The sequence below is a fragment of the Arthrobacter sp. KNU-44 genome (assembly GCF_051843155.1).
Classification (GTDB): domain Bacteria; phylum Actinomycetota; class Actinomycetes; order Actinomycetales; family Micrococcaceae; genus Arthrobacter.
On the sequence record NZ_JBPXNG010000002.1, the window covers coordinates 1,560,922 to 1,584,763 of the forward strand.

Genomic DNA, 23,842 nt, shown 5'->3' on the forward strand with positions numbered 1-23,842 from the left:
TCTTGGGGCGTGGCGCTGCCTGCCCGTCAGGGATGATTAATCCCATGCGTCACATGGGGAACAGTGGAAAGCTAGCGATCATCTCTGCCGTGGTGTCCGCTGGTTTGCTGGTACTCCTCGCCATCACCCTTGACGAAACTGTGATGTACATCTTCCTTGGGGTCCTGGCGATCGGCTATCTGGCGTGCGTCGCCGAGGTTTTCACCCGCCGCAGGTACTTCATGCTGGTTCTCGGAGCCATCTCGACGATCTTCTTCATCGCGTTCGGAATCGCATTTCTGCGCATGTGGGGCCTCGCCTTCAACCAGGACGAGAACGCCCTGGGCAGCGCAGTGAGCACCAAAGATTCGGACATCTACTTCTACCTCGCCGCGCTTGCCGGCTGCAGCTCCCTGCTGAGTTTGTTCCTGGGGGCGGTATGGCCATCCCGCCGTGCGAAGGCGGCGGCCCGGCCTGTTGCCCGCCGGCCGGCGTCCCGGCCTGCTTCGCGTCCTTCCCCGGCACCCGCCAGGCCCGCCCAGCGGCCGGCGGCCCGTCCGGCGTCGGGGGCTGTGAAGCGCCCGGTCCAGAGGAAGCCGGCAACCCCTGCCAAGCGCCCGACGTCGGGGTCCCTTCCTCCGCGATCGCCGGCTCAGCGCAGGCCGGCACCCAAGCGCTGACGTACTTCGGGCGCCGCCAGATCCCCGGGCTTCGCGCGTCGCTGCAGCACGGCAGTCGCCACGCCGCCCAGCAGGAGGAGGCCGCCAGCCAGTTCCGCCGTCGTCGGGACCTCTGAGATGAGCAGCCACGCCGCGGTCATTCCCACCACCGGGACCAACAACGTGAAGGGCACCACGGCCGAGCTCGGGTAGAGGCTAAGCAGCCGGTTCCAGATCCCATAGCCCACCAGCGACGCGAAAATGGCGGTGTACAGGGCGCTCAAGATGGTCGCCGGCTGAAGGTTGGTGAGGGTCCCGACGACGGCGGCCGGCCCGTCCACGATCAGCGACAAGCCCGCAAGCGGCAACGGGACAACCGCCCCGGACCAGACCACCAGCCCCAGTCCCGAGGCCGCCTTGGCCCTGCGTGCGATGATGTTTCCCGCGGCCCAGGACAACGCCGCTGCGAGCACGATCATGAGCGGCACCACCGGGGCCACCAAGCTACGACCCACCGCTACGAGGGCAAGCCCTGCGACACCCAGAACCACTCCGGTCAGTTGGCGCTTGCTCGGCCGCTCACCGAGGAACCGGGCCGCCAAAAGCACTGTCAGGAGCACTTGCGCCTGGAGCACAAGCGAGGCGAGCCCGGCAGGCATCCCGAGCGCCATGCCCAGATAGAGAAGGCCGAACTGCCCGGCGCTCATAAAGAGCCCGACGCCGATGATCGCCTTCCAGCTGACGTCCGGTTTGCGGACGAAGAAGATACAGGGGAACACCACCAGCAGGAAACGGATGGCGACGAACAGCAGCGGGGGCACGTCGGCCGAGCCGCCGCTCCCGTTGCCGCCATTCCCGCTTGCGGGGTGTAGGCCAAAGTCGATCGCGACGAAATTCAGGCCCCAAAGGACGGCGACAAGGACGGCGAGTGCTGAGTGTCGGATATTCACGATTCAACTCTGACAGTCAAGAGGATGAAGCACCAGCGTTGAATTCTGCATTCAATCATGTACGTTTGCTTCATGATTGAGATTGCGGCGCTACGGGCCCTCGTAGCAGTTGAACAGCAAGGCTCGGTAGTGGCGGCCTCGGAAGCCATGGGCTTCAGCCCCTCGGCGGTCTCCCAGCAGATCAAGAAGCTCGAGAAGCAGAGCGGTGTCACGGTCCTGGAGCGGCATGGCCGCGGCGTACTGCTGACCGACCGCGGCATGGCATTGGCCGAGTACGGACGCCGGATCCTGGGCGAGTTGGAGGAGCTACAGGCCACCTTGCTCGCCGACCCAGCGAAGCCGAGCGGAGTGCTTCGGCTCGTCGGGTTCTCGACGGCCTGCCGCGGGCTGGTGGGGCCGATGCTGCGGAAACTTGGCGCAGATCAGGCTGTTGCCATCGCTTCGGCAGCGGGGAGCTCCGGGCTTGGCGGCTCCGGGCTTGAAATCCGGGTGGTGGCCGAGGACCCGCGCGAGGCCGTCCAAAGGGTCGCAACCGGTGAAGCCGATCTCGGCGTCGTGCACAACTGGCACTCAGTGCCCTTGGTGATTCCGGAGAACATGGTCCACGAGGACCTCTGCCTCGACACCGCCGACGTCCTGCTGAACTCAGCCCACCGGCTGGCCGGCCGGACCGCCGTCGAGCCCTCCGACCTGGTAGACGAACGCTGGATCAGCACGCCGGCCGGCGCCATCTGCAATGAGGCGTTGCTGGCGATCCTCGCAGGCCTGGGGCGGGTGCCGGATATCCGCATCTACGACCCCGACTTTTCCACGCACATCGCAATGGTCCAGCAGGGTGTTGCGGTGGCGCTCGTGCCCCGGCTCGGCAGGCCCGAGCTCCCCTCTGGAGTGGTGGCGGTGCCCGTGGTCAACCCGATGCAGCAGCGCCAGGTGGGAATCGTGTACCGGAAGACCATGACGGCAAGCCCCAGCATCCGCCACGTCGTGCGCTTGCTGCAGGATGTGGCCGCGGGCCTCGGGGCGGGCTAGCCCGGACTACTTCTTTGGGCGCGGAACTGCGAAGTGCGTCAGCCGTGCATCCTGGCCATCGAGTTCAGCCCACGGCTTTTCGAGTTCCATCACGGTCATGGCGCTCGTGGGGTAACGAGTTGCGGCGTCCATGTAGGCGTCGTGGTCCGAGTCGCGGGAAGCCAAGTGCATCGCGAGGTCCTGAACACCGGGCATATGGGAGAAGATCATGAGCGTGGTGACGGTTTCCGGCACATGGTTGATGACGGTCAACATGCGCTGCGCGGAGGCGGCGTACAGGCCGTCCTCGAGTTTCGGCGTCGGGGCCTTGTCCCCCAGCTCGCTGCACACCCAAGTGCAGGTCTGCCGGGTCCGCAGCGAGGACGAACACAGGATGAAGTCCGGAATCACGTGGTGCTTGAGGAGCCATTTCCCGGCAAGGGGAGCCTCCCGGTGGCCACGCTCGGCAAGGGGGCGCTCATGGTCCGGCACCCCGAGAGGCCAGTCCGACTTCGCATGCCGCATGATCACCAGCCGCTTAATGTGATGCTCGCTCATCCCCCCACCCTACTATCCCAACTGACTCGCATTTGTTGTCGTTTTGACGCCTGTAAACGACAACAAATGCGAGTCAGTTGGGTGGGCCGCGGGGAAGCGAAAGCGCCCGCCCCCTAGACAGGGAGCGGGCGCTTTGAGCTGGTTGAGACTAGATCGAGTATTCCGGAGCGGCCCAGACGATGACCTCGGGGTGCTCGTAGAAGCGGTAGCCCTGGCCGCGCACCGTGCGGACCGTGTTTGCGAGGCGCCCGAGCTTGGAGCGGAGGCGCCGGATGTGGACGTCGATGGTGCGCTCGTTGGGGACCTCTTCGGCGTTGCGCCACAGGCCCTCGAGGAGTTCATCGCGGCCCACGGTGCGGGTGCCGTTCTCGACGAGGTAGTTGAGGAGCTCGAATTCCTTGAACGTGAGGTTCAGCGATTCGCCGTCGAGGTGCACTTCACGACGGGCGAGGTCGATCAGGACGCCGGACGGGCGGGCTTCCTGGGCAGGCTGCGGGCGGAGCGCCTCGGCGCGCTGGCGGTTGCCAACGGTCGGGTCACCGAAAGTCGAGCGGACGACGTCGAGCGCGGAACCGGGCGCACTGGCTGGGGCTACCGCGACGGCGGCATAGCTCTCGGCGCCGGAAACGAGGGACTGCGCGTAGGCCCGGATTTCCTGGGCAAGCTTGGCGATGGACGTTCCGGCGGCCGCAGCGGTGTCTTCGTCGATGCCCATGTAGAGCACGAACCCGCGGGCCACATTGTCATTTGCAACGGGACGGATGGAACGGTCCGCTGGCGCCAGGACGGGCGTGGGTGCAGTCATCGGCGAGGCCTCGTTGGCGGGAACAGCGCGGAGCTGGCCATAGGAGTTGGGGTTATAGCCCTGGGGGACGTAGCCGGGCGCCTGGCTGCCACCCTGCGGTGCGGGCTGGGCGTAGGCCGGGCGGTTGCCGAAGCCGGGACGCAGGCCGGCGTTCGACGCGGCCTTATTGGCGTTACGGACGGAGATGTGGACGTATCCGGATGCAACTGACATGGATTGCTTACCTCAAAGTGAATAGCCGTCATCGCGGCTTCGAATGCTGGTCTGGTCCCCGCAATGAGATGGGGAGGGGCGCCCGACGCTGGGCAGGGGGCGAATGCCTGAAACCTCTTTGGGTCTGAAGTTAGGCATGCATTCGACAACAGCTCATCGAAAAACCAGCGGGTGCGCTGGGCTCGATCGCTGCGGCTGCAGATGCTGTTGAGTTCTTGTTCACATTTGAAGTGTGCAACGTAACAAAGGGAACTTGCAAGTAACAAAGGACCGAACCGTCCACATTTTGAGACGAATCGGACTATTGTGCCGCACATCACAATTCAGACATGTCCAAATGTGACTCGTTCTCGTTCGTCATACTGGCCTTTGTGCACGAAATATTCGAATAAAATTTGATGGAAAGATCATTCCTTGAATCTTAAGTCACGTCATGCGCTTGCCTTTGAATCTCGAGATATGAAACAACCCTTGTCCAATCGTGGGTCTGCGTCCTGTGAAAATTCTTTGGCAAATCGTCTGCTAGGTCCCTTGCAATCGCCCCGGAGACACGCCGTGCTCGCATTGGATGTCGTTTTGAAAGCCCGTAACGACATCAGCTCCGTGGGCCCACGCCGCCAGGGTTCCCTGGCCGTGGGGCCACGCCGGCGAGGGTCCCTGCCTGTGGGGCCACGCCGGCGAGGGTCCCTGCCTGTGGGGCCACGCCGGCGAGGGTCCCTGCCTGAGCTTGCGAAGGCTGGGAGCCGGTGGGGACTTGCGAAGGCTGGGAGCCGGTGGGGACTTGCGAAGGCTGGGAGCCGGTGGGGACTTGCGAAGGCGAGGGTGGCCGTGGGGACTAGTTCGTGGTGCCGGTTCCTTGGGTGCTCGAAGTGGTGGCAGTGACGATCTGGATGGACTGCGCCGTGTACTTGTCCGATTCCTTGAGCGCGGTGACCCTCACGCTGGATCCGGATTTCACATCGGCGAGGGTCAGGGTGGTGCCAGTGGTTCCGCTTCCGCGTTGCCGCATGCCCTCAGCTACCACGACGTCAGTTCCCAGCGCATAGCTGCGGGTGAATCCGTCGTCGCTCTTCACGGTCATGGAACTCGCCGAGATGTCAGTGACTGTACCCAGCTGGCCCGCCATGGTGACGTAGCTGCCGTTCTGGAGGACCACATACTCGGAGTGGACCGCAGCGTTCAGGCCGCCCATGCCAACGCCGAGCCCTCCCGGGCCTGCGTTCGTCCCACCTGGGCCGCCGAACCCGCCCTGGCCGTTCTGCCCGGCCCCCGGTCCCTGCGCGTTGGTGGTATCTGCTGCCGCGGTCCCGTTTCCGGCGGCGTAAGCACCGGCCCCTGCCGCCGCAGCCACCACGACCGCGACGCCGCCAACAATGAGCCCCTTCTTCAGGCTCCAATTCTTGAAAAACGAAGGCCGGGACTGTCCGGAGTTGTATTGCTGCGGAGCACCCCACCCGGCGGCTGGCTGCCCAGGCTGCTGGTTCACCGGCGGTTGCGGAGCACCCCACCCGGCGGCTGGCTGCCCAGGCTGCTGGTTCACCGGCGGCTGCGGAGCACCCCACCCGGCGGCAGGCTGCCCAGGCTGCTGGTTCACCGGCGGCTGCGGAGCACCCCACCCGGCGGCAGGCTGCCCAGCACCAGGCTGCGCAGAATCGTCAAGGGGGCGGATCACCGGCTGCGGGTGCCCGCTCTCCGGCTCGGAACCAAGTACGGAGGGGTTGTTTTGCTGATCCATGGTCTTCTCCATCGAAATCGAGGCTGTTTGGTCGTGCGTGTTCTTGTCCCAAACAGCGTCAGTCTCTTTGCTGTGCATTGGCTGTGTCGAACTGCAGGCTTGCCTGTGACCTGCCGCTCGGTATGGTGTCGGATTCTGCTGGAACCGGAACAACCTCCCGACAGGTGGCTAGGCTGGGACTCACAGGGTGCTCACAGCAACGGCAAAGCACTGGCAAACCGGCAGATTGGAGAGTTGTCCCATGGCATCCTCGCACTCCATGACCAATAACCTACCGCAGCTCAGCCACCCGGACGGTTCTCCAATCCGCGCCCTTGTGGTGGACGACGAACCCAGCCTCGCCGAGCTCATGAGTATGGGCTTGCGCATGGCGGGTTGGTCGGTGGCCGTGGCGGGCGACGGTCCCGCTGCGGTAAAGCTCGCCAAGGATTTCCGCCCGGATGTCCTGGTGCTGGATGTGATGCTTCCGGGGTTCGACGGCGTTGAGCTGCTGGGCAGGATCCGCGCCTTTGCGCCTGAGGTGCCTGCGCTCTTCCTCACGGCGAAGGATGACGTGCAGGACCGCATCGTCGGGTTGGCCGCCGGCGGCGACGACTATGTCACCAAGCCGTTCAGCATGGAGGAAGTCCTGCTGCGCCTGCACCGCCTGGTCCAACGCTCGGGAGTGGCGGCGATGGACACGGCCGAACTGGTTGTAGGTGACTTGACCCTGAACGTAGACACACGAGAAGTTACTCGCGGAGGCGAAGACATTCCTCTCACGGCGACACAGTTCGAGCTCCTCCGCTACCTCATGGAGAATCCCAAGCGCGTGGTCAGCAAGGCCCAGATCCTTGACCGCGTGTGGGACTACGATTTCGGCGGGCAAGCCAACATCGTGGAGCTTTACATCTCATACCTGCGCAAGAAGATCGAGGCCAACCACCCGCCCATGATCCACACGGTGCGCGGAGCAGGCTACGTCATCAAGCCCGCCGAATAGCCGGGGCTCCGAATGTCCGCACTCTCGGGTATCCCCCGTCAGACCGACCACAGCTGGTTCAATCCTTCAACCTGGCACTTGCGCACGCGCTTGATCCTTCTCTCCATGGCACTCCTCGTGGCCATTTGCGGTGCCGTCGGTGTGGTCAGCTACGCCTCCATGGATGTGTTCCTCACGAAACAGCTGGACCAGCAATTGGCGCAGGCCTCCCATGGCCGCCCGCCGCAAGGCAACCCTGGCGGCCGACCGGACCCCTTGGACCCCCGGGGCCAAAGCATCGGCACCCTGAATGCGCGTATTCTCGCAGGTCAGGTGAGCACCGATGCTGGATTCCTGTCCTCTGATGCCACCCGTGCGCCGTTGTCGCCCAGCGACGCTCGAATCCTGTCGGCGCTCCCCTCCGATGGCCGCCCGGTTGATCGCACCCTGTCCAATGGCGGCTACCGGCTGGTGGCCACCGAAACTCCCTACGGCGATGTTGTCATCACGGGGCTGCCGCTCGCCTCGAAAGAGGACACCGAGGCCTCACTCGTCTGGACCATGGTGCTGGTTTCCTTGGGCGGACTGGTCCTGATCGGGCTGGCCGGAACCGTGCTGATCCGCCGGACCATGCGCCCCTTGGAGCAGCTCTCCGACGTCGCCACGAAGGTGTCGAAGCTTCCGCTCGACGCCGGTGAGGTGGCACTCGCTGTGCGCGTTCCGGCGTCGGCGGCCCACCCGAGCACGGAAGTGGGAAGCGTCGGCCACGCTTTGAACTTGATGTTGGACAACGTGTCCAGCGCCCTAGAGGCGCGCCAGCAAAGCGAAACAAAGGTGCGCCAGTTCGTGGCCGACGCTTCACACGAGCTGCGCACTCCGCTGACCGCCATCCGCGGCTACACCGAGCTCTTGCGCATGACGGAGACGTTCACCGAGGACGGGCGCAAGTCGCTGGGCCGGGTGCAGAGTCAGTCGGAACGCATGACCACCCTCGTGGAGGACCTCCTCTTGTTGGCCCGGCTGGACGAAGGGAAGGCCCCCGAGTTCACCGATGTGGATCTCACGCAGTTGGTGATCGAAACCGTCAGCGACGAGAAAGTCATGGCCCCCGAGCACATCTGGCAGCTCAAGCTCCCGGACGAGCCTCTCACGGTCCGCGGCGACACCACTCAACTCCACCAGGTTTTGGCGAATCTGCTCTCCAACGCCCGTAAACACACGGAGGCGGGAACCACCGTGGTCACCGGCGTCATGCGCTCTGCCGACGGCAGCGCAGTGGTGACCGTGACTGACAACGGGCCGGGCATCCCGCCTGAATTCCAAGGCAGGATCTTCTCGCGCTTTGCCCGTGCCGACGCCGCCCGCTCCGGTTCCGAGGGCACGTCCGGGCTCGGCTTGTCGATCGTGGAATCCATTGTCCAGGCGCATGGCGGCACGGTCGAAGTGGCCTCGCGGCCCGGACGGACGGAGTTCGCCGTGCGTCTTCCGGCGCTCAGGACCGCCACGGCCTGAAAGGCCGCTCTGGCGGGCGCGACGCCGGTGCGCGGCGAGCGCAAGTCGACGCACCGACGTCGTGATCTCCGTTACCTAAATGTGACTTAAGTAAGATCCTCCTGTACCGTCGAATGGGTGCGCTGGATCATTCCGGCCACCGCCGGGTAGGCGCCGAGCTCTGCCACTCCCCGGTGCCCATCAGTCCAGGCAGAGACGGGGGACCCAGGTCTCCGGGCAAGCGCTCATGTTGAGCCAGCCCTAGGGGTGAAGCCGTACCGCCACGTTCCGCTGTGGCCACGGCCGGATGACCTCATCCGAATCCGACAGCTAACTCCGCAGGCGTCGAGAGGCAATCACCATGTCTGATTCAAGGAATCAGTCGCGCCCTGTTGCGCGCCACCGCGGCGAACCTGCCCGGAATAACAAGTCACGCTCCACTTTGAGGCGTGCCGCGTCGAACCTCGGCACCGGCCAGCGCATGGCAGTTGTTGCCGGCGTCGTTGCCGTGTTCCTCGGTGCAGGTGCCGCCACCCAGGCCGCCGGTCAAGCCATCAATACCCAGGACATGACCCGCACGTCCGAATCCCGCACGGCAGACCACTCAGCCACGCCGTCGGCCACAGCCACGCCGTCGGCGAGCGCGAGCCCCAAGGCCAGCGCCACGCCGACGCCGAGCCAGGCACCCGCCCCCGCTCCGGCCGCCGTCGCGGCCCAGGCTGCCGCACCGGCCGCGCCCGTGGCACCCCCTGCCCCCGTTGCACCCGCAGCTCCGGCAGCCCCGGCCGCACCCGTCGCCGTCGATGATCCCTCCGGCGCCCAGGCTTATGCCGCAAGCATCCTTCCCTCCTACGGTTGGGGACAGGGCGAGATGTCAGCCCTGATCACCTTGTGGAACAAGGAATCGGATTGGCGCACCACTGCCACCAACTCCTCCAGTGGCGCTTACGGCATTGGGCAGTCGCTGCCGGCCGAAAAGATGGCGTCCGAAGGCGCCGACTGGCAGACCAACTACCAGACGCAGATCCGCTGGGGCCTGAACTACATCAAGGAACGCTACGGATCGCCGTCCGCGGCATGGTCCTTCCACTTGGCCCATAACTGGTACTAAACCAAGAGCCACGCGCAAAATACATCGAGGTCCGTCCCTTCGGGGGCGGCCCTTTGCGTTCTTTGGCCAGGCATGTGAATTGCCACGCGGGTGGCGCATCCACAGCCACGTCACAGGTTCCGCCTAAAGCCTTCATATTCTGCAACGGCACTGTGGATACATGACGCTCATCGAATCCACCTCCGGAACCCTGAAGGACCCCGCGGTGGTGCCGCCGGGCCTTCCCATCAAGGCTAAGACCCCCGTCCAACGCAGCGGACGGCGTGCCCCGGTGGACACCCACACCGCCGTCCCCGTCCTCGATGTCACCATCCCCGTCTTCAACGAGGAGCGCGACCTCGAAGAGTGCCTGCGCAGGCTACACGGCCATTTGCGCGAATCCTTCCCGCATGGCTTCCGCATCACAGTGGCGGACAACGCGAGCACGGACAGCACCTTGAAAATCGCGGAGCGCGTGGCCAGGGAACTGCCTGAGCTCGCGGTTGTCCATCTTGAGGAGAAGGGACGCGGCAACGCCCTTCGCAAGGTGTGGCTCGCATCGCCGTCGCCGGTTCTGGCGTACATGGACGTGGATCTTTCCACGGACCTCGCCGCACTGGCGCCCCTTTTGGCGCCGCTCATCTCCGGCCATTCGGACCTCGCGATTGGCACACGTCTCACACGCAACTCGCGGGTTGTCCGCGGCCCCAAGCGCGAGTTCATTTCGCGCAGCTACAACCTGATGCTGCACTCGTTCATGGGCGCCCGCTTCAGCGATGCCCAGTGCGGCTTCAAAGCGATCCGGGCAGACGTCGCACAGCAGATCCTCCCCCACACCATGGACAACTCGTGGTTCTTCGACACTGAGCTCCTGGTCCTCGCCGAACGCTGCGGCCTCCGGGTCCACGAAGTTCCCGTTGACTGGATCGACGATCCCAATTCTAGCGTCGACGTGGTACGCACCGCCCTGGCCGACGTCCGCGGCATGGTCCGGCTCACCCGGGATCTCGTCTCGGGCCGCATCCCCATTCCGGAATTGCGAGCAGCGCTTGCACGCGGGCCGCTCCCGGCGTCGTCCCGCACCGCCGAGCAGAACCCGCGCAGCAGTCTTTTCGGACAGCTGGTCCGGTTCACCGCGATCGGCGCTGCGTCCACCCTCGCCTATGTGCTCATCTTCCTGTTCTGCCGCGGATTCATGGACCCGCAGCTGGCCAACTTCCTGGCGCTGCTCGTCACGGCCATCGCAAATACCGGCGCCAACCGGCGCTTCACCTTCGGCATCCAGGGCGGCAATCCCGTTCGGCACCACTTCGAGGGGCTGATTGTGTTCGGGATCGGCCTCGCACTCACCTCCGGGGCACTCGCCTTGGTGCACAGCACGACGACGCCGGACCGCTGGGGCGAGCTCCTCACCGTGGTCGCAGCGAACCTCGCCGCCACTGCGGTCCGCTTCCTGTTGTTCCGACTTTGGGTCTTTCGGCAGCCTGCTGCGCAGGCAACTGCACCCACCACACAAGCCAAACCTCGCACAGAAACGGCAGCATCATGACCTCCACGATCACTCCTGCAAGCACGGGCCCGGCAGGTGCCGAGCTTCCTGCCGCCGTCGGGACCGCCCCGGCACCGCCGGGCCGTCACTCGACCGGCCCCGCAACCCCCGATGCCACGCCCCGCTGGACGCGATACGCCTTTGGCCGGCAGCCCCGCTGGGTGCGGCCATCCGCTGCCGGGCTCCTCGTAGCCACCGCCTTCCTGTATCTCTGGAACCTCGCGGCCACCGGCTACGGAAACTCCTTCTACGCCGCGGCCATCCAGGCCGGCACCAAGGACTGGACCGCGTTTCTGTTCGGTTCCCTCGACGCCGGCAATGCCATCACCGTCGACAAGCCCCCGGCTTCATTGTGGATCCCTGCTTTGGCGGGCCGGATCTTCGGCTTCTCGCCCCTGAGCATGCTGGTTCCCGAGGCGTTGATGGGCGCCGCCGCCGTCGGCTTCCTCTATTTGACAGTCAAGCGGGTCTCCGGACCAGGCGCTGGCTTGTTTGCCGGCGGCGCTTTGGCACTGACCCCGGTGGCGGCGCTCATGTTCCGCTTCAACAATCCCGACGCCATGCTGACCCTGTGCCTGGTACTCGCGGCCTATTTCACTACCCGTGCCATCGAACGGGCAGGCTGGAAGTGGCTAGCCGCAGCCGGCGCCGTGGTGGGCCTCGCGTTCCTGAGCAAAATGCTGCAGGGTTTCCTGATCGTTCCAGGACTGGGACTCGCGTACCTCTGGGCCGCACCCACCCCGTTGCGGCGGAGGTTGCTGCACCTGCTCGGCGCATTGGCCGGTATCGCAGTAGTGGCCGGCAGTTATGTCGCTCTGTTCCAGCTGACCCCTGCTTCAGCACGTCCTTACATGGCAGGTTCGCAAACCAACAGTTTCCTTGAGCTGACGTTCGGCTACAACGGGCTGTCCCGCATCACCGGCTCGGGCGAAGGGACGCCCGGCGGAGGCGGCGCCCCTGCAGGGGGCGGCCTCGGCGGGTTCGGCGGCGGTGGCGGCAACAGCGGTTTCGGTGGAGCTGCCGGGATCGCCCGCATGTTTGGCACGAGCTTCGGCGCCGAGGTCTCCTGGCTTCTCCCTGCTGCGCTGATTCTGCTGGCAGCCGGCCTGTGGTTCACCCGCCGGGAAGCGCGGGCCTCCCGCACCCGTTCCGCGCTCATTCTCTGGGGCGGCTGGCTTCTGGTCACGGCTGGCGTCTTCAGCTTCATGAGCGGCATCGTCCACCCCTACTACGCGGTAGCTCTCGCACCGGCAATCGCAGCCTTGGTGGGCATTGGCAGCGTTGAGCTGTGGCGCGGCCGCGGGTATTGGCCGGCCAGGATCGTCCTGGCCGCGGTAATCCTCGGTAGTTCGGCCTGGTCCGCGGTGCTCCTGGGCCGCGACGCCTCATGGCTTCCGTGGTTGCGCATCGTGATCGTCGTCCTGGGCGTCGTGGCGGCCGCGGCAATCCTGCTTCGCCTCGACTCACTGCGGCCGGCGGGCCGGTTCCGGAACGCAGCGGCTGCGGCCGTCGTCGTCGTTTCCCTTCTGGCAGGCGGCCTCGGAACCGCGGCGTGGACGCTCGCGACGGCGGCTACCGCGCACTCCGGTTCCATCCCGACGTCGGGACCCAGCGGTTCCGCGATGGGCGGCTTCGGAAACCGTGCTGGAGGGTTCGGCGCAACCGGCGGCGCGGGTCAGGCGGGAGGACCCGGTTCCGAGGGAACGGCCGACGCCGGACTGACCGCGCTGCTGACATCCACCAACACGAAGTGGTCGGCGATCGTCTCCGGTGCCACCCAAGCCGCGAGCCTTGAGCTCGCGACGAACACCAATGTGATCGCACTCGGTGGCTGGAACGGCGGAGATCCCTACCCCACGCTGGCACAATTCCAGGACATGGTGGCGAAGGGACAGATCGGCTACTACATCGCAGGAGGAGGCATGGGTGGCGGCGGCGGATTCGGAGGCCAGGGCGGCAATTCCGAGGTAGCCTCCTGGGTACAGGCCAACTTCCAAGCCCAGACTGTGGGCGGCTCCACCGTCTACAAGCTGACAAAGTAGATTCCGATGACCACTTCCTATTCCACAGACACGGACTCCAAGGCAGGGCAGTCGTCTCCGCCGTCGCGGTTGGTGGATCCTACGGAAACGGCCGCTCCCCGGGGAGGGGACGGCCGCGCTCGGCCGGGCCTGACCCGAGAGTCCCGCCCCAACCATGGCCCGCATGCCCTGCGTCACGGCGTGGAGCTCGGCATTGTCCTCCTTGCAACTGCGGTCCTGTATCTCTGGAACCTCGGCGCTTCCGGCTGGGCCAACCCGTTCTATTCGGCCGCGGCCCAGGCCGGTTCGCAGAATTGGGCCGCGTGGTTCTTCGGATCCTCCGACGCGGCCAACTCCATCACGGTGGACAAGCCTCCTGCGTCGCTCTGGATCATGGGCCTCTCGGTAAGGATCTTCGGGCTAAGCTCCTGGAGCATCCTGGTTCCCGAGGCACTCATGGGTGTTGCGACGGCATGGCTGCTTTATCTGGCAGTCCGGCGGGCCGCGGCCCCCGCCACCGGCGATCGGCGGCTCGCCCACCGGGCCGGGCTGCTGGCCGCCGTCGTCATGGCCATCACGCCGGTTGCCACCCTCATGTTCAGGTTCAACAACCCGGACGCCCTGCTGGTGCTGCTCATGACGGCCGCCGGCTACGCCACGCTTCGGTCCGTCCAGGACAACAAGTTGCGTTGGCTCCTGCTGGCGGGAGTGTTCCTGGGCTTCGGTTTCCTGACCAAGCAACTCCAGGTCCTTCTGGTGGTTCCTGGATTTGCGGTGGCGTATGTGGTTGCGGCGCCGGGCGGAGTGGGGCGCCGCCTGCTTCGACTGCTTGGGGCGGGGGCGGCCATGGTGGTCTCGGCCGGCTGGTGGCTCGCCGTCGTCGAACTCATTCCCGCGAACATGCGGCCGTACATCGGCGGCTCCCAGAACAACTCGATCCTGGAACTGACGCTCGGTTACAACGGCCTGGGCAGGCTCAGCGGCCAGGAGACCGGCAGCGTGGGAGGCGGCAACGGCTGGGGAGTTCCCGGGCTGTTCCGCATGTTCAACAGCGAGTTCGGCGGCCAGATCGCGTGGCTCCTGCCCTCCGTGTTGGTCCTCGGGGCCGGGCTGCTGTGGCTGGGCCGCCGTGCCCCGCGTACGGATTCCGTCCGGGCTTCGGTGATCGTGTGGGGCTCGTGGGTCCTTGTCACCGGACTGGTATTCAGCTTCATGGCGGGCATCATCCATCCCTATTACGGAGTAGCCCTGGCTCCGGGCATCGCCGGGCTCGCGGGCCTGGGCGGTGCGCTTTTGTGGCAGCACCGCGCGCAGCTCGTCGCCGCGGTCATGCTCGCCGCAGCAGTGGCCGCAGCGGGATTCACGGCCTTCGGCCTCTTGGGCAGCACCACCGTGTATGGTCCGTGGCTGCGCTGGGCGGTGCTCTTTGGCGCCTTGGCAGCCGCGGCCGGGCTGCTGCTCTCGGGACGCCTCGCCTCCCGCATCCTTCAGCGCACGACGGCGGTACTCGCGCTCGTGGCCTCCCTCGCCGGCCCCCTGGCGTACTCGATCTCCACCGCCTCCGTGACGCACAGCGGCGCGATCCCCAGCGCAGGTCCAACGATTACGTTCGGCGGCTTCGGAGCAGGTGGTTTCGGCGGCCGGGGCGGCTTCGGACAAGCCGGCCAAAACAACGCAGCCCAGAACAACCCGCCCCAGACCCTCCAGCAGCCGGGCGCCCTGGGCGGTGGCTTCGGCGGGAACCGGCAAGGCGGTGGCATGGGCGGCCTGCTCGGTGCCACGACGCCGTCGTCGGGAATGGTTGCCGCGCTCAAATCCGGCGCCTCGAACTACACGTGGGCGGCCGCCGTCGTGGGTTCCAACAACGCCGCCGGCTACCAGCTGGCCACCGAACTGCCCGTCATGGCGGTTGGGGGCTTCAACGGTACGGACCCGTCCCCCACGCTTGCACAGTTTCAGCAACTCGTGGCACAGGGCAAGATCCACTACTTCATCGCAGGCGGGACCATGCAGGCGAACAGCGGATCGGAAGCTCCTGCACAGATCGCGCAGTGGGTGGCTGCGAACTTCCAGGCACAGAGCATCGGCGGGACCACGGTGTACGCACTGGCTGGTTAGGTCCGGGGGCTGGGTGACCGACGCCCTGAAACCTCCAGACGGGCTGTGGCAACGATCGAGGAATATCGGCGATCTGCCATAGCCCGTCTGTTGCTGTCCTCCGGGCCAACCTTGTCACCGTCGAAGTCCTTGGTGCGGCGGCGGGGGCCCGGAAGAAGACTTTCAAAAAGACCCTTGTTTTGCAAACGTTTGCAGAGAAAAGTGGACGCCACTGCAGATCCCATTTCCAAGCTTTCGTTGCATCAAGGAGGATGTATGTATTTCGCTGACTGGCTCGTTTTAGGGGCCTATTTCGTGGTCATGATAGGGATCGGCTGGTGGGCCAAGAGCAGAGTGAAAAACGCTGCCGACTTCTTCACAGCGGGCGGGAAGATGCCGTGGTGGCTGGCAGGGATTTCCCACCACATGTCCGGATATTCGGCTGCTGTCTTCGTGGCGTACGCCGCCATCGCCTACACCACCGGTTTCGCGCTATATGTCTGGTGGGCGCTCACCATCACCATCGCCTGCCTTGTTGGCGCTTTCTTCTTCGCCCCGCGCTGGCCGCGTCTCAGGCAGCGCTTGGGGATCATCTCCCCGCTCGAATACCTGGCCACGCGCTACAACCTGCCCGCGCAGCAAGTACTGGCTTGGTCCGGTGCCGCATTGAAAATCTTCGACGTTGCGGCCAAGTGGGCAGCCAGTGCGATCCTCCTGAACGTGTTCGCCGGGGTTCCGATCGCCGTTGGCATCCTGATCGTCGGCGGGGTCACGCTCATCTATTCGACCATCGGCGGCTTGTGGGCCGACGCATTGACGGATATGGGCCAATTCATCATCCAGTCCGTAGCCGGCGTTGCGATGCTCATCTTCGCCGTGGCCAAGCTTGGGGGCGTTTCCTCGATCGCGGGAATCTGGTCCCGTCTGCCCGCCTCCCACTCGCAGCCATTCGCAGGTGATTACACCATCGGGTTCTTCCTCGCCTACTGCCTCATCAGCACGATTTCCTACAACGGAGGTACGTGGAATCTCGCTCAACGCTTCATTGCCGCTCCGTCCGGCTCAGCGGCCCGCAAATCGGTCCTGCTTTCGGGCGCCCTTTATCTCGTGTGGCCGCTGGTCCTTTTCTTCCCCATGTGGGCCGCGCCACTGATCCTGCCAAATCTGACGCACCCCGATCAGGCTTACGCGCTCCTGACCCAGCAACTGCTGCCAGCCGGCCTGGTCGGCTTGGTCGTCGCAGGAATGTTCTCACACACCATGGCCATGACCTCTTCGGACGCCAACGCGATTTCCGCCGTCGTTATCAGGGACATCATCCCTGCATTGCGCGGTTCCCGGCAGCCGCTGACTTCGCGTGCGGAACTCCTGGGTGGCCGGATTTCCACGTTCCTGTTCATCGGTTTGTCCATGGTCATTGCCCTTAGCGCGGATTCATTCGGCGGCGTCCTGGGCCTGATAATCCTCTGGTTCGGGGCCTTGGTGGGGCCGATCGCCGTTCCCATGCTGCTGGGGATGCTGCGGCCATTCCGGCGCTGCGGTCCCTCGGCAGCCTTGTTCTCCTGGGCCACCGGTTTGATCGTTTTCGCACTCGCAAAGTACGTTTTGGCCGCTCCCATCGCGAGCCTGGGTACGGCCAGTGCGCAGACAATCAACGTGGCCGCCCCGGTGCTTGCCTCCGCGATCGTCTATTGCGTCTTCGGCTGGCTGCGCCCTTGGCACAACGAGGCTTCCGACGCCCTTGTCGAGTCCCTTGACCGCGACCTTGAGCCGGCCACATCGTTCCCAGTTGAAAGCGCCGTCGCATGAGCGCCATCGGGTCCGAAATACGTGATCAGCTGCTTAAGGACGTCCTCCCCTGGTGGCTTGAGAACGCAGTCGACAGGGAGAACGGCGGGGTTTTCACGTGCTTTTCCAACTCAGGGCGATTGCTTTCGAACGAAAAATATACGTGGTCCCAAGGCCGCTGGGCTTGGCTCTGCTCAAGGATTGCGCTGGACAGCGAGGCCGGAATCATCGGGGAAAATCCCCGGCCGTGGGCCGCTCTGTCAATTGAGACCGCCAGGTTCATCCAAGCCCACGCCATCCTGGACGGCAGCATGACGGCATACCGCACATCGGCTGAGGGGCAGGCGCTGCCGTCCGGTCCGCAAGGGGAGGTCGCGGTCAGCGTCCTGGCCGACCTCTTTGCCGCCTTGGGCCTGGCGGGCGCGGCCCGGCTTCCCCAAGCCGCAGGCCGGGAACGTGATGAGTGGCTGCAATCAGCCCATGCACTTCTCGCCCACGCCGAAGAAAGGATCGAGGCGCGGAGCGCTCCGTCCGAGCCTTACCCCGTCCGGGCGGGGTTCAAGGACGCGGCAGGGTTGATGCTACTGCTGAACGTGGGCGCCCAACTGCATTTGGCCAGCGGCTCGGCCGAAAGCGCTCAAACAGCCGGCGCCGCACTTTCCCAGCTCCTCGGCGACGCGAACTCCGAAGGCATGTGGAAGGCCGGCTCCTGGTGGGAATACCGGCCTGACAGCAGCGATGACCTGGACACGCTCCTGGCCCGGCACCGAACCCCCGGTCACCTGCTGGAGATGCTCTGGATGGTCATGGAAGCCGTCGAGATCATGCCTGAACTTGCACCTCATATTCCGGACTGGCTACCGGACCTTGCCGTCCAGGCCCTGGAAGTGGGCTGGGACGAGCAGAAGGGCGGTGTTTTCCGATACGTCGACAGCACCGGGGCAGAACCGCGGGGCAGGCTCTTCAGCAACGACCCCTACGAGACCCTCGTGACCCAAACGTGGGACACCAAGCTCTGGTGGGTCCAGGTGGAGGCCCTTTACGCAACCAGGCTGCTCGCCGAACGTTTCGGGCGTCCAGACCTCCTGGACTGGCATGAGCGGATCTGGACCTACACTCTCGACACATTTCCGGACCCCTCCGGCCAGGAGTGGCTGCAGATACGCGACCGCGAGGGGAAACCCCTCGACAAGATCGTGGCGCTGCCCGTCAAGGACCCCTTCCACATCGCCCGATCACTCCTCCTGACCACTGAACTAGAAACCCGAAGGACACACACGTGACAGCACAGACCACTTACAGCCCCGCCGTTTCCACGCACCCGGACCGGGCAGCCTTGGGGAAACACGCCGGCCAGCATGCGGCGGAAACGCTACGCAGGGCGCTCCGGAACCAGCGGGAGGTCCGGCTGATGCTTGCAGCAGCTCCCAGCCAGGAGGCAACGCTTCAGGCGCTCGTCCAGGAACCCGGTATCGATTGGAACCGCATAACGTGCTTCCATATGGACGACTACCTCGCGCTCGAGGCCGACGCACCCCAAGGGTTCGGAAACTGGCTGCAACGAAAGTTCTTCAGCCACCTTCCCCCGACCACCTTTCACCGCATCAACCCGGGGAACCCCGCCGAAGCCGAGGCACAGCGCTATGGCACGCTGATGGGCCACGATCCCTTTGACCTCGTGCTGCTCGGACTGGGAGTCAACGGCCATCTAGCCTTCAACGATCCCCCGGCAGACCTCGCCGACCTGCTGCCAGCCCGCGTCATCAACCTGGACCACGTCAGTCGCCAGCAACAAGTGGACGAAGGTCATTTCGCCAGTTTCGACGACGTTCCGCAGCGCGCGATCACGGTCTCCATCCCACGATTGCTGCACGCCTCCGAAATCATCGCCTCCGTGCCCGGCCGTGCCAAAAGGACAGCCGTGCACAACACGCTGAACCAGTCGGTCAGCGGCGACCACCCCGGTACTGCCCTGCGCACGCACCCAAACGTCACCATCTACCTCGACGCCGAATCCGATCCGCGATGAACGCAAGTGAGCAGCTCTCGCAGGACTACCTCGGAAAAATCACCGAGCTCCTCGGGCGAATCCGTCTGGAAGAAGCCGAAAACATCAGCGTCGCGGCGGGCACTCTCGCGGCCCAGGTGGCCAAGGACGAACTGGTCCACATCTACGGTCCCGGCGGTCATTCGAACCTGGCAAGCCAGGAAGTGTTCTTCCGGGCAGGCGGACTGATGCACGTCTCCGCCATTTTGGACGAAGGCACCTTGCTCTCCAGCGGCGCCCTCCGCTCAATGGCCATGGAACGGACGCCGGGTTACGGCCGGATCGTCATTGAGGACGCGGGCCTCGGACCAGGGGACCTCTTGATCCTGGTCAACGCGTACGGCATCAATAGTGCGCTCATCGACGCGGCCCTGACAGCGCGTGGAAGATCGGTCAAGACCATCGGAGTTTCCTCGCGGGAGCACGCAGAGGAAACAGCCAGTGACCATCCCGCACGGCATCCGCAAAAACTGAACCTGCACGACGTCGTCGACCACCACATCGACACGAAGGTTCCGGTCGGGGACGCTGTCATGACGGTTCCCGGGGCGGTCGAAAAGACGGCCGCCGTGTCCACGTTCGCCAACGCCTTCACCCTGAACTGGCTCATGATGTCCACCATCAGCAAGCTGAACGAAGTCGGCATTGAGCCGCCATTGTGGAGATCAGGAAATGCTCCCGGCGGGGACGAAGCCAACCAGCAGTTCATTTCACGTTTCAAAGGACGGGTACGCAAGCTGTGACACACCCCAAAAAGATCGTGGGCAAAGACCCGCACCGGGGGATCAACATAGAAATCGCCTACGACACGACCATCCTGTCGGTGCGGGAGATCGACCCTGACCAGGGGCTGCCCGTCATCGCGCCGGGATTCATCGATGGCCAGGTCAACGGTTACGGCGGAATGGATGTCAATGCCCCCGACATCACGCCGCAAACCATCATCAACTTGAGCGCGGAGCTGGCGAAGCTGGGCGTCACGACATGGGTGCCGACCATTGTTACAGCGTCCGAAGAGGCAATCACCGGCGCGCTCGAACAGATCAAGCGGGCCTGCGACATTGATCCAAGCACCAGGTCAGCCATCCCCTGCGTCCATATCGAAGGCCCCTTCATCTCGGACCAGGACGGTCCCCGGGGCGTCCACGACGCCCGCTTCGTTCGCCCGTTGGACGTTGAGGAGGTCCGGCGCTGGCTTCGCGCAAGCGGAATGGTCGGCATCGTCACCGTTTCTCCGCATACCCCCGACGCGCCGGTCCAGATCGCCCAAATCCGCGAACTCGGCGTCGAAGTGGCCATCGGACACACGCACGCGAGTCCTGAACAGATCACGGCTGCCATCACCGCGGGAGCCAGCCTGGCGACCCATCTGGGCAACGGAATCGCCACTACATTGCCCAGGCACCCGAATGCCCTGTGGACCCAGCTCGCTGATGACCGCCTCACGGCGGGACTCATAGCGGATGGCCACCACTTGCCCGGCGATACGCTGAAAGTCATGATCAGGGCCAAGACCCCCGAACGCGCTTATCTGGTTTCGGACAGCACCGCACTGGCCGGCAGCGAGCCTGGCCGCCACCGCACTTCCGTGGGCGGCCTGGTGGACCTCGCTCCCGGTGGGAGGCTCTCCCACGTGGGCACGGATCTGCTCGCAGGGGCCGCCGCGACCCTCCCGGACGGTTTCCGCAACGTGATCCGAAACGTCGGCCTGGATCTATCGGAAGCCCTCAAAATGGTGACGTCCACGCCCGCCCGGGTGATCCCGGGTACCCGGCCTGGGCTCGGCCACCTTCATGTGGGTTCCCCGGCAGACTTTGTCCTGATCACCGCGGACTTACCCGAAGCCGGGACCATTTCCGCGGTTATCCAAGGCGGTCGAAAGGTATCGGGCGAACCGGAATGAGTACCAGCCAACCCCAGCAGGGGGTCCTGCGGGTGGGCGCCGTCGTCGTCGAGATCTCGCCGCCGGTTGGGACGCCGATGGCCGGATTCGCAGCGAGGACGGAACCGAGTACCGGCGTCCACGATCCCCTGACCGTCCGGGCGCTGGCTGTCGATGACACCTGCTGGATCACTGTGGATGTCTGCGGCCTCCATGAAGACACGTGCACGCGGATCGCACACGACTTGCCAGTTGCGCCGGAGCGTGTGGCAATCACCGCGACGCATACCCACGCAGGTCCGTGCGTCATGCCGGGCCGGCTCGGGGGCCATGACCCGGCGCTCTTGGAGGAGATCGTCCTGGCTTGCCGCGAGGCCACGGAGGCTGCCGTGGCCTCCCGGCGGCCGGCGACCCTGCGGTACGGCGAATCGCGGGGAGTGGATGTTGCCAGGAACCGCCGCCATCCTGAACGCACCGTGGATCCGCCGGTCCAGCTTGCCTCTTTCAGCGACGCAGCCGGACAAATGATTGCCTGGCTGGTTCTCTATCCTTGCCACCCGGTAGTTCTGGGTCCGGAAAACCGGCTCATCAGCGGCGATTACCCGGCGTTCACCAGGAGCGTCCTGGAGGAGCGTTACCCCGGCTCGGTTGCACTTTTCCTGCCCGGGACCCCCGGGGACATCAACTCCGGCCATGCTGCTGACGCGTCGTACTCGCTATCCGGCTCAGCTGGCAGGACGATGGGGCAGGCGCGCAAGATCGGAGAACATGTCGCCGCATCCGTGTTGAGTACCCCGCTGCTGCCCGTCTTTGGTTCCGGTTCCCGGCAGACCACGGCAGCCCGGAGGACCATCAGCGTCGCAATGAATTCGCGCGACGCCGTTTCGCCCGCCGAGTTGAGCCGGCAGTGGGGGGCCGACGCGGTTTCGGCCGATCCGGGCCGGCGATCCCTTCTCAACGTGTGGGTGCAATGGGCCAATGACCGCAGTCCCGAAGAGGAAATGTCCTGGGACGCCCCGCTGAGCGTCTTCAACTGGCAGGGCCTGACCCTCGTAGGATTACCCGGAGAACCATTCCTGGCCGCAACGGAAGCCATCGCCTCCCGCGTCGAGGGGCCCGTCTTCGTCACCGGCTACACCAACGGGTGCCCAGGATACTTCCCAACCGCTGATGAATATGACTTCGGAGGATACGAGGTGGAGGACGCGCACCGCTACTACGGCATGCCGGCCCCCTTCGCGCCTGGCAGTGCCGAAGCGCTGATCCAGGCCGCGTTGGAACTCGCGGGTGAGCTCCAATGACGGGACGTCCAACCATCACCCAGCTGGCGGCCGAACTCGGCATCGCTCCCTCAACCGTGTCGAGGGCCTTTACCCGGCCAAACCTGCTCAAGCCGGAGACGGTGGCAATGGTTCAAAAAGCGGCCGAAGCCGCCGGGTACGTACCGAACCATCACGCACGCGCCCTCTCGACAGGACGCGCCGGCGCCATCGGACTCATCGTGCCGGACATCGCCAACCCATTCTTCCCTCCTCTGGTCCGGGCGGCCCAAAACTATGCGAGCGACCTCGGGCTATCCGTGTTCTTGGCGGATACGGATGAAGACCCCACCCGGGAAGACCGCCTCATCTCACGGATGGCACCCCAGGTCGAAGGGTTGATCGTCGTGTCTTCCCGGCTCGTTTCGTCCCGCATCCGGCAGATCGCCGATTCCCAGCGCGTGGCCTTCATCAACCGCGATATTCAGGAGACCTACCGGATACTCCTGGACACCAGCGCGGCCATCCGCTCCGCGCTGACGCACCTGTCCGAGCTCGGCCACCGCAGCATCGCCTACGTCGGCGGGCCACCACAATCATGGGCAAACAAGCAGCGTCGCTCGGCTGTGGACAACTTCTCGAAGGCCCATGCCCTCGAGGTGACGCATTTCAGCGCGGATCCGGGCACCTACGAAGCCGCGAAGGCTCTCAGCGATTCGGTGGCAGCGTCCGGAGCCACGGCAGTCATCGCTTTTGACGACGTCATCGCGCACGGCCTAATGGGCGGATTCGCTGCCGCAGGCGTGGACGTCCCGAAGGACTTGAGCGTCATCGGATGCGACGACACCCTAGCAACCACAACGTTTCCTGCCCTTTCGACGATCGCGGTCAACGTCGGTGCAGCAGCCCGACGCGCCGTCGCCGCTCTCTCCGAGAACCCAGGCTCAACCAGCCTGACCGGGGCGAGGATCATCTTCGAGGGAACCCTCGTCCTCAGGGGGACGACAGGACCCGTCCGGCCCGCATCCAGCCCGCTGACGCTAGAACCGGAGCTCGATTACCCGGCGGCCCGAAGCGTCCAGACCGGCCGTGGCAGTGACCGCTGAGTAGTCCGTGATCTGCCACAGCCCATCCGCCGCCTCGCCGCCGGCGTTGCCCACCACCACGGTCCGCATGCCGGCCGCAAGGGCGGAAGCGATACCCGCCGGGGCATCTTCGAAGACGACGACGTCGGCAGGCTCGGCACCCAGCAGCGCGGCTGCCCTGAGGTAGCCTTCCGGGTCAGGTTTGCCGCGGGTCACTGCCTCGGAGGTGACAGTGGTTGCGGGCATCTCGAGTCCGGCTGCCTGCATGCGCACCCCGGCGAGGATCCGATCGGCCGAGGTGACCATTGCGACGGTATCGGCAGGCAAGGACCGCAGCAGTTCCGCTGCTCCGGGCAACGCCACGATTCCGTCCGTCCGGGTCCGTTCCATCTCGCCGAGCTCCTCCGCGAGCGCGTCGAGGTCAGCTCCGGCCGGGGCGAAACGGCGCACCGTGTCCTTGGCCTGGACCCCGTGTGAAGTCCGCAGGATCTCTTCGATGTCCAGTCCGTACCGGCCGGCGAATTCGCTCCACACTTGCTCCACGATGGCGGTGGAGTCCACCAAGGTTCCGTCCATATCGAAGAGGACAGCCCGGACGGTCAGGGTCTTCACGGCTTCAGCAGGCAGGTTCATCCATCCATCCTGCCGTTGAAGGTGGTCCGCGG

General features: G+C 65.2%; 20 protein-coding genes and 1 riboswitch. Of the genes, 15 read left to right on the forward strand and 5 right to left on the reverse strand.

Annotation, left to right across the window (positions count from 1 at the left end):
• The first annotated feature begins 44 nt into the window (after positions 1 to 44).
• Entirely contained in the window at positions 45 to 659 is a 615-nt protein-coding gene (locus tag ACSVHC_RS08010) for a hypothetical protein (RefSeq protein ID WP_437772385.1), read from the forward strand.
• Here ACSVHC_RS08010 and ACSVHC_RS08015 read toward each other — a convergent pair.
• Entirely contained in the window at positions 632 to 1,588 is a 957-nt protein-coding gene (locus ACSVHC_RS08015) for an EamA family transporter (RefSeq protein WP_437772384.1), read from the reverse strand. The genes ACSVHC_RS08010 and ACSVHC_RS08015 overlap by 28 nt on opposite strands.
• Positions 1,589 to 1,660: 72 nt before the next feature.
• Here ACSVHC_RS08015 and ACSVHC_RS08020 point away from each other — a divergent pair, with 72 nt between their 5' ends.
• Entirely contained in the window at positions 1,661 to 2,617 is a 957-nt protein-coding gene (locus ACSVHC_RS08020) for a LysR family transcriptional regulator (RefSeq protein WP_437772383.1), read from the forward strand.
• Between the two features lie 6 nt (positions 2,618 to 2,623).
• On the opposite strand, the gene ACSVHC_RS08025 is transcribed toward ACSVHC_RS08020, so the two are convergent.
• From ACSVHC_RS08025 to ACSVHC_RS08035, 3 genes are all read right to left on the reverse strand, one after another.
• Complete coding sequence (locus tag ACSVHC_RS08025) at positions 2,624 to 3,154, reverse strand: SixA phosphatase family protein (protein ID WP_437772382.1); 531 nt, start codon at positions 3,152 to 3,154, stop codon at positions 2,624 to 2,626.
• A 148-nt stretch (positions 3,155 to 3,302) separates the two neighbouring features.
• On the reverse strand, positions 3,303 to 4,172 hold the full coding sequence (locus ACSVHC_RS08030; protein ID WP_234752433.1) for a winged helix-turn-helix domain-containing protein: 870 nt from the start codon (positions 4,170 to 4,172) through the stop codon (positions 3,303 to 3,305).
• 835 nt (positions 4,173 to 5,007) lie between these two features.
• On the reverse strand, positions 5,008 to 5,907 hold the full coding sequence (locus tag ACSVHC_RS08035) for a hypothetical protein (RefSeq protein ID WP_437772380.1): 900 nt from the start codon (positions 5,905 to 5,907) through the stop codon (positions 5,008 to 5,010).
• A 241-nt stretch (positions 5,908 to 6,148) separates the two neighbouring features.
• Between ACSVHC_RS08035 and ACSVHC_RS08040 the strand changes: the two genes are divergently transcribed.
• From ACSVHC_RS08040 to ACSVHC_RS08100, 13 genes are all read left to right on the forward strand, one after another.
• Entirely contained in the window at positions 6,149 to 6,889 is a 741-nt protein-coding gene (locus ACSVHC_RS08040) for a response regulator transcription factor (RefSeq protein WP_078106594.1), read from the forward strand.
• A 12-nt stretch (positions 6,890 to 6,901) separates the two neighbouring features.
• Complete coding sequence (locus ACSVHC_RS08045; protein ID WP_437772379.1) at positions 6,902 to 8,380, forward strand: sensor histidine kinase; 1,479 nt, start codon at positions 6,902 to 6,904, stop codon at positions 8,378 to 8,380.
• A 164-nt stretch (positions 8,381 to 8,544) separates the two neighbouring features.
• Positions 8,545 to 8,718, forward strand: a riboswitch (cyclic di-AMP (ydaO/yuaA leader).
• 2 nt (positions 8,719 to 8,720) lie between these two features.
• A complete protein-coding gene (locus ACSVHC_RS08050; RefSeq protein ID WP_439180785.1) occupies positions 8,721 to 9,470 on the forward strand; it encodes an aggregation-promoting factor C-terminal-like domain-containing protein in 750 nt (249 codons plus the stop codon).
• Positions 9,471 to 9,630: 160 nt separating this feature from the next.
• Positions 9,631 to 10,998: a glycosyltransferase gene (locus tag ACSVHC_RS08055; RefSeq protein ID WP_437772377.1), complete on the forward strand. Its 1,368-nt coding sequence runs from the start codon at positions 9,631 to 9,633 to the stop codon at positions 10,996 to 10,998.
• A complete protein-coding gene (locus tag ACSVHC_RS08060) occupies positions 10,995 to 13,040 on the forward strand; it encodes an ArnT family glycosyltransferase (RefSeq protein WP_439180787.1) in 2,046 nt (681 codons plus the stop codon). The genes ACSVHC_RS08055 and ACSVHC_RS08060 overlap by 4 nt, the downstream gene beginning before the upstream one ends.
• A gap of 6 nt (positions 13,041 to 13,046) precedes the next feature.
• A complete protein-coding gene (locus tag ACSVHC_RS08065) occupies positions 13,047 to 15,137 on the forward strand; it encodes an ArnT family glycosyltransferase (RefSeq protein WP_439180788.1) in 2,091 nt (696 codons plus the stop codon).
• 255 nt (positions 15,138 to 15,392) lie between these two features.
• Positions 15,393 to 16,925, forward strand: a complete 1,533-nt coding sequence (locus ACSVHC_RS08070) for a sodium:solute symporter family protein (RefSeq protein ID WP_437772374.1) — start codon at positions 15,393 to 15,395, stop codon at positions 16,923 to 16,925.
• On the forward strand, positions 16,922 to 18,187 hold the full coding sequence (locus tag ACSVHC_RS08075) for an AGE family epimerase/isomerase (RefSeq protein ID WP_437772373.1): 1,266 nt from the start codon (positions 16,922 to 16,924) through the stop codon (positions 18,185 to 18,187). The genes ACSVHC_RS08070 and ACSVHC_RS08075 overlap by 4 nt, the downstream gene beginning before the upstream one ends.
• On the forward strand, positions 18,184 to 18,933 hold the full coding sequence (locus ACSVHC_RS08080; protein WP_437772372.1) for a 6-phosphogluconolactonase: 750 nt from the start codon (positions 18,184 to 18,186) through the stop codon (positions 18,931 to 18,933). The genes ACSVHC_RS08075 and ACSVHC_RS08080 overlap by 4 nt, the downstream gene beginning before the upstream one ends.
• Entirely contained in the window at positions 18,930 to 19,694 is a 765-nt protein-coding gene (locus tag ACSVHC_RS08085; RefSeq protein ID WP_437772371.1) for a sugar isomerase domain-containing protein, read from the forward strand. The genes ACSVHC_RS08080 and ACSVHC_RS08085 overlap by 4 nt, the downstream gene beginning before the upstream one ends.
• Positions 19,691 to 20,854, forward strand: a complete 1,164-nt coding sequence (locus ACSVHC_RS08090; protein WP_437772370.1) for an N-acetylglucosamine-6-phosphate deacetylase — start codon at positions 19,691 to 19,693, stop codon at positions 20,852 to 20,854. Before ACSVHC_RS08085 ends, ACSVHC_RS08090 begins: the two co-directional genes overlap by 4 nt.
• Positions 20,851 to 22,134: a neutral/alkaline non-lysosomal ceramidase N-terminal domain-containing protein gene (locus tag ACSVHC_RS08095; RefSeq protein WP_437772369.1), complete on the forward strand. Its 1,284-nt coding sequence runs from the start codon at positions 20,851 to 20,853 to the stop codon at positions 22,132 to 22,134. Before ACSVHC_RS08090 ends, ACSVHC_RS08095 begins: the two co-directional genes overlap by 4 nt.
• Complete coding sequence (locus ACSVHC_RS08100; protein ID WP_437772368.1) at positions 22,131 to 23,198, forward strand: LacI family DNA-binding transcriptional regulator; 1,068 nt, start codon at positions 22,131 to 22,133, stop codon at positions 23,196 to 23,198. The genes ACSVHC_RS08095 and ACSVHC_RS08100 overlap by 4 nt, the downstream gene beginning before the upstream one ends.
• On the opposite strand, the gene ACSVHC_RS08105 is transcribed toward ACSVHC_RS08100, so the two are convergent.
• Positions 23,133 to 23,810, reverse strand: coding sequence for an HAD-IA family hydrolase (locus ACSVHC_RS08105; protein ID WP_437772367.1), 678 nt, complete (start codon positions 23,808 to 23,810; stop codon positions 23,133 to 23,135). The two genes, ACSVHC_RS08100 and ACSVHC_RS08105, sit on opposite strands and share 66 nt — an antisense overlap.
• Positions 23,811 to 23,842: the final 32 nt, after the last annotated feature.

Bases quoted from the DNA above. Each gene is read 5' to 3' on its own strand.
- ACSVHC_RS08010 (WP_437772385.1), top strand. From the start codon at position 45: ATGCGTCACATGGGGAACAGTGGAAAGCTAGCGATCATCTCTGCCGTG.
- ACSVHC_RS08020 (WP_437772383.1), top strand. From the start codon at position 1,661: ATGATTGAGATTGCGGCGCTACGGGCCCTCGTAGCAGTTGAACAGCAA.
- ACSVHC_RS08025 (WP_437772382.1), bottom strand. From the start codon at position 3,154: ATGAGCGAGCATCACATTAAGCGGCTGGTGATCATGCGGCATGCGAAG.
- ACSVHC_RS08030 (WP_234752433.1), bottom strand. From the start codon at position 4,172: ATGTCAGTTGCATCCGGATACGTCCACATCTCCGTCCGTAACGCCAAT.
- ACSVHC_RS08035 (WP_437772380.1), bottom strand. From the start codon at position 5,907: ATGGATCAGCAAAACAACCCCTCCGTACTTGGTTCCGAGCCGGAGAGC.
- ACSVHC_RS08040 (WP_078106594.1), top strand. From the start codon at position 6,149: ATGGCATCCTCGCACTCCATGACCAATAACCTACCGCAGCTCAGCCAC.
- ACSVHC_RS08045 (WP_437772379.1), top strand. From the start codon at position 6,902: ATGTCCGCACTCTCGGGTATCCCCCGTCAGACCGACCACAGCTGGTTC.
- ACSVHC_RS08050 (WP_439180785.1), top strand. From the start codon at position 8,721: ATGTCTGATTCAAGGAATCAGTCGCGCCCTGTTGCGCGCCACCGCGGC.
- ACSVHC_RS08055 (WP_437772377.1), top strand. From the start codon at position 9,631: ATGACGCTCATCGAATCCACCTCCGGAACCCTGAAGGACCCCGCGGTG.
- ACSVHC_RS08060 (WP_439180787.1), top strand. From the start codon at position 10,995: ATGACCTCCACGATCACTCCTGCAAGCACGGGCCCGGCAGGTGCCGAG.
- ACSVHC_RS08065 (WP_439180788.1), top strand. From the start codon at position 13,047: ATGACCACTTCCTATTCCACAGACACGGACTCCAAGGCAGGGCAGTCG.
- ACSVHC_RS08070 (WP_437772374.1), top strand. From the start codon at position 15,393: ATGTATTTCGCTGACTGGCTCGTTTTAGGGGCCTATTTCGTGGTCATG.
- ACSVHC_RS08075 (WP_437772373.1), top strand. From the start codon at position 16,922: ATGAGCGCCATCGGGTCCGAAATACGTGATCAGCTGCTTAAGGACGTC.
- ACSVHC_RS08085 (WP_437772371.1), top strand. From the start codon at position 18,930: ATGAACGCAAGTGAGCAGCTCTCGCAGGACTACCTCGGAAAAATCACC.
- ACSVHC_RS08095 (WP_437772369.1), top strand. From the start codon at position 20,851: ATGAGTACCAGCCAACCCCAGCAGGGGGTCCTGCGGGTGGGCGCCGTC.
- ACSVHC_RS08100 (WP_437772368.1), top strand. From the start codon at position 22,131: ATGACGGGACGTCCAACCATCACCCAGCTGGCGGCCGAACTCGGCATC.
- ACSVHC_RS08105 (WP_437772367.1), bottom strand. From the start codon at position 23,810: ATGAACCTGCCTGCTGAAGCCGTGAAGACCCTGACCGTCCGGGCTGTC.